Annotated in this window: 7 protein-coding genes; 3 read left to right on the plus strand and 4 right to left on the minus strand. The window is 67.3% G+C overall.

Features of this window, described 5'->3' with window-relative positions; all coding sequences use genetic code 11:
* Positions 1 to 154, plus strand: a 154-nt coding sequence (locus QOI01_RS25640; RefSeq protein WP_526385991.1) for a response regulator transcription factor, incomplete at its 5' end; no start/stop codon positions are given.
* 93 nt (positions 155 to 247) lie between these two features.
* Here the strand turns inward: QOI01_RS25640 and QOI01_RS25645 are convergent.
* Entirely contained in the window at positions 248 to 937 is a 690-nt protein-coding gene (locus QOI01_RS25645) for a demethylmenaquinone methyltransferase (protein WP_526385985.1), read from the minus strand.
* A 171-nt stretch (positions 938 to 1,108) separates the two neighbouring features.
* On the opposite strand from QOI01_RS25645, the gene QOI01_RS25650 reads away from it, so the two are divergent.
* Positions 1,109 to 1,933, plus strand: coding sequence for an SDR family oxidoreductase (locus QOI01_RS25650; RefSeq protein ID WP_526385986.1), 825 nt, complete (start codon positions 1,109 to 1,111; stop codon positions 1,931 to 1,933).
* Positions 1,934 to 1,945: 12 nt separating this feature from the next.
* On the opposite strand, the gene QOI01_RS25655 is transcribed toward QOI01_RS25650, so the two are convergent.
* Positions 1,946 to 3,073, minus strand: a complete 1,128-nt coding sequence (locus tag QOI01_RS25655) for a glycosyltransferase family 4 protein (RefSeq protein WP_526385987.1) — start codon at positions 3,071 to 3,073, stop codon at positions 1,946 to 1,948.
* 109 nt (positions 3,074 to 3,182) lie between these two features.
* On the opposite strand from QOI01_RS25655, the gene QOI01_RS25660 reads away from it, so the two are divergent.
* Positions 3,183 to 3,890, plus strand: a complete 708-nt coding sequence (locus tag QOI01_RS25660; RefSeq protein WP_526385988.1) for a DsbA family protein — start codon at positions 3,183 to 3,185, stop codon at positions 3,888 to 3,890.
* On the opposite strand, the gene QOI01_RS25665 is transcribed toward QOI01_RS25660, so the two are convergent.
* The gene (locus tag QOI01_RS25665) at positions 3,851 to 4,399 is read right to left on the minus strand and encodes a DUF3592 domain-containing protein (RefSeq protein ID WP_526385989.1); all 549 of its coding nucleotides are present in this window, start codon (positions 4,397 to 4,399) and stop codon (positions 3,851 to 3,853) included. The two genes, QOI01_RS25660 and QOI01_RS25665, sit on opposite strands and share 40 nt — an antisense overlap.
* The coding region (locus QOI01_RS25670; protein ID WP_526385990.1) for a thiamine pyrophosphate-dependent enzyme at positions 4,396 to 4,682 on the minus strand (287 nt) is incomplete at its 5' end. The genes QOI01_RS25670 and QOI01_RS25665, both read right to left, overlap by 4 nt.

A 4,682-nucleotide genomic window follows, 5' to 3' on the forward strand; every position in this document is an offset into this window, starting at 1 on the left:
GTCCGGCATGACCAACCGCGACGTCGCAGCCGAACTCTTCGTCAGCCAGAAGACCGTGGAAGCGAATCTCACGCAGAACTACCGAAAGCTCGGCCTCCGATCGCGTGCGCAACTCGCCCGCAAGCTCAGCGAGACTAACATGCACGGTGAATAGCCGGGCTGAGCGTTTACCGGCAGCGGTGAGCGTGCGCATTGGTACGAAACCCTGGGGCGTGTCGCGTACAGGCACGCTCGCTCGCGGCTGGTGTCAGGCGGGTTTGGTGGCAGCGTGCAGGGCGACGATGCCGCCGGTGAGGTTGCGCCAGCGCACGGCCGACCAACCGGCGTCCCCGATCCGACGCGAAAACTCGGCCTGGTCGGGCCAGGACCGGATCGACTCGGCGAGATAGACGTAGGCGTCCGGGTTGCTCGACACCGCACGGGCCACCGACGGCAGCGCGCGCATCAGGTACTCCTTGTAGACGGTGCCGAACAGCGGATTGGTCGGGGTGGAGAACTCACACACCACCAGCCTGCCGCCGGGCCGGGTCACGCGTGCCATCTCGCGTAGGCCCTCGACGTGGTCGACGACGTTGCGGATCCCGAAGCTGATCGTCACCGCGTCGAACGACTCGTCGGCGAACGGCAGCTTCGTCGCGTCAGCGGCGACCTTGGGCACCGCGCGGCCCGCACCGGCCGCCAACATGCCGACCGAGAAGTCCGCGGCCACGCACCACGCACCGGACTGCGCGAGCTCGACGGTCGACACCGCCGTCCCGGCCGCGAGATCGAGCACCGCGTCGCCGGGACCGATCTGCAGCGCCGAGCGCGTCGCCCGGCGCCAGTACCGGTCCTGCCCCAGCGAGAGGACGGTGTTCGTCAAGTCGTAACGGCGCGCGACCCCGTCGAACATCGACGCGACTTCGAGGGGATCCTTCTCCAACGTCGCACGACTCACGGCCTTGACGCTACCTGTGAATGTGCACCCTGCGGGAATGGGTAACCCCCGCCTGCGTTGAATTGCCGCAGGGGTCTCCGCCGAGCAGACGCAAACGTGCCCGGAACGTCGGCGTGTTGGGAACATTTGCGTCTGCTCGGCGGAGACAAAGACGAAAGAGGAGAGACCTGCATGGCTGAGAAGACCTGGTTCATCACCGGAACATCGCGAGGCTTCGGCCGGGAGTGGGCCATCGCCGCCCTGGAACGCGGTGACAAGGTCGCGGCGACGGCGCGTGACACCTCGACGCTGGACGACCTGACCGCGAAGTACGGCAAGGCGCTGCTGCCGATCGAGCTGGACGTCAACGATCACGACGCCGACTTCGCCGCCGTGAAGCAGGCCCACGACCACTTCGGCCGGCTCGACATCGTGGTCAACAACGCCGGCTACGGGCAGTTCGGCTTCATCGAGGAGCTGTCCGAGGCGCAGGCCCGCGCGCAGCTCGAGACCAACCTGTTCGGCGCGCTGTGGGTCACCCAGGCCGCGCTGCCGTACCTGCGCGAACAGCGCAGCGGGCACATCATCCAGGTGTCGTCCATCGGCGGCATCAGCGCCTTCGCGAACGTCGGCATCTACCACGCGTCCAAGTGGGGCCTTGAGGGCTTCTCGCAGGCGCTGGCCAACGAGGTCGAGTCGTTCGGCATCCACGTCACGCTCGTCGAGCCGGGCGGCTTCTCCACCGATTGGGGCGGCTCGTCGTCGAAGAGGGCCGACGAACTCCCGGCCTACGCCGAGGCGCACGCGGCGGCACAGAAGATCCGCGAGCAGCGCACCAGCAAGCAGGGCGACCCGCAGGCCTCCGCCAGGGCGATCCTCAAGGTCGTCGACGCCGAGAAGCCACCGCTGCGGGTGTTCTTCGGCGAGGCGCCGCTGCAGATCGCCAAGACGGACTACGAGAGCCGCCTGGCGACGTGGGAGCAATGGCAGCCCGTCGCCGTCGAGGCTCAGGGCTAGGTCCGAACTAGGTCAGGCGGCCTTGACGCCACGGGTGCCCAGCACCGCCTCGTAGTGCACGACCAGCTGCTGGCACACCGCGGGCCACGTCGTGGCGAGCACGCTGCGACGGGCGGCCAGCGAATACCGCTGCCGCTGGTCCAGCAGGTGTTCGACGGCCGTTGGCAGTCTCGTCTCGAAGTCGGCGACGTCGAGCAGCAGCCCAGTCTGCATGGGAGCGATCAGGTCTCGCGGTCCACCCGCATTGGGAGCGATGACGGGGACGCCCGAGGCCTTGGCTTCCTGCACGGTCTGGCAGAACGTCTCGTGCTCTCCGGTGTGGACGAAGACGTCCATGCTCGCGTACGCGGTCGCCAGCGCGGGGCCGTAGAGCGCGCCCGTGAAAACAGCTGACGGCATGAGCCTTTCGAGCTTCTGCCGGTCGACGCCGTCACCGACGATCACCACCTGCAGGTCGTTCCGGCGCGCCAGCACCGCCAGCCTCTCGACGTGCTTCTCCGGGGCCAGCCTGCCGACGAAGCCGATGACCGGCCTGCCCGGCGGTGACCAGCGCGCCCGCAGTGAATCATCGCGTGCCGACGGGACGTAACCCGTGACGTCGACTCCGCGACCCCAGCGGTATACGTGTGGAACACCATGGGCGACAAGGTCTTCCATCGCCGACGTCGACGGCGCCAGGGTGCGGTCGGCCTTGCCGTGCAGGTGCCGGGTCCATGGCCAGGCGGCCCGCGACATCACGCCGGCGCCGTAGCTCTGCGCGAAACCCGCGACGTCCGTTTGGAACACCGCCACCGTCGGCACGCCCAGATGGCGGGCGGCGAGCAGTCCGCCGTAGCCGAGCAGTGCCGGTGAGGCCAGGTGCACCACGTCCGGACCGAATCCGCGCAGCACGCCGACCATCCGCGGCCGCGGCACGCCAAGGGGCAGCGATGTGACCTTCGGGAACATTCGCGACGGCACCCGGTGGACGCGAACCCCATCGTGGACGCGGTCGGCGGGTGGCTCGCCGCGCGGGGTGTCCGGGGCGATGACGAGAACCTCGTGGCCGGTGCGGCGGAGATGCTCGATCACCCGAAGCACCGAGTTGGTGACACCGTTGACATTCGGGAGGAATGACTCTGCGACGATCGCAACGCGCACGATGGAAGCATGACAGCACCGCCTGTCCGAGCGGTTGCCAACAGGGATACGGCAGGGAAAGAGTCATACTGGGATTCATTCTTCAATCCGACCGAGGGAGGAGGCCACGATGCGACTACCGCGAGCGGTCGTAATGCTGACGGTGACCCTTCTACTCGCGGTGACCGGCTGCACGCGCGGCGTGAGCGGATCAGCCGTTGGCGATCTCAACCCACCTCTGGTCGAGGTCACCGAGGACCAGTTCGGCATCCGGGCCGGTCTGCAGGACGCCCCGGTGCAATTGGAGCTCTACACCGAACCGCAGTGCACGCACTGCGCGGAGCTCCAGAAGGACTTCGGGGACGAGTTCGCGTACTACATCGGGACGGGTCAGCTCGCGATCACCTACCGGCCGATGACGTTCCTCGACACCCCATCCACCGATGGGCACTCGGGACGGGTCGTCAATGCCCTGTTCGCGGCCGCCTCCCCCGGTGGCGTGCCGGAGGAACCGATCTACACCACCGGCCGTCAGTTTCAGCGATTCGTCGAGCAGCTGTGGGCGAATCAGGAACCCGGTGGCACCGGCCCGAGCGACGAGGAACTCGCCAAGCTCGCGCGCAACGCGGACGTCCCCGGCTTTCAGACGCACGAGATCGAGCAGGGCGCGAACCAGAAGAGCAAGGGCGACCTGGCCGACATGGAGTCGACGAACTTCGAGTTCCTCTACGAGGTAGATCCGATCAACACCGGCACCCCAACGGTTTTCGACCTCACGGCCGGAGAGAAGGTCGACATCTACGACAACGACTGGCTGTCCAAGCTGATGGCGTCCTGACGGTCCGGCCGGCGCTGCACGAACCCCAGCAAGCCCAGCGCCGCGGCCGCCACCAACCACCCGACGATCGCTATCGACGCGGCGGGGATGATCGACAGCGACGCGTTGCGGTGCTGCACTCGGACGAGGTCGGGGTTGTCCCTGTCGTACTCGACGTAGATCCGCATGCCCGTGTCCAATTCGGACGGATACAGCACGCCCAGCTCCGGTCGGTAGGTGATCCGGTCGGGCGTGACGAACTCGATGGTCGACCGTCGCGGGCCCGCGTCGAGGACCTCCGCGGCGGCGACCCCCATGTTGGATTCGATCTGATGGTCGTTGCGCCAGGCGCCGAGCACCAGCAGTAACGATTGCAAGGTCACCAGGCAGGCCAGAATGACGACGGCGACCCTCAGCCGCCGGATGATCCGTTGCGGCCGGGTTTCGCTCGGGTCGCCGTACAGATGGGGAATCAGGCTCTGCCACAGGGTCTTCGACCACAGAACCGCGCCGTTGATCACGGCATTCACAACGCCGCCCTGATCGATGCGTGCAACGCCCGTAGCGACGAGCGGTCGGCCTTCACCTCCAAAACCCGCATGCCATCGGAGGATTCGCGGAGCGCTTCGCTGAGACCGTCGATGTCGACCTGACGGGAGTCCACGTGATAGGCGCGGCACAGGGCGCCGACGTCGACGTCGTGCGGGGTTCCGAAGATGCGTGAGGACACGTCGGAGAAGCGCGGATCGCCCTGCTCGAGCAGTTCGAAGATGCCGCCGCCGTTGTCGTTGGACACCACGATGGTCAGGTCAG

Source organism: Mycobacterium sp. (genome assembly GCF_032162605.1).
GTDB lineage: Bacteria > Actinomycetota > Actinomycetes > Mycobacteriales > Mycobacteriaceae > Mycobacterium.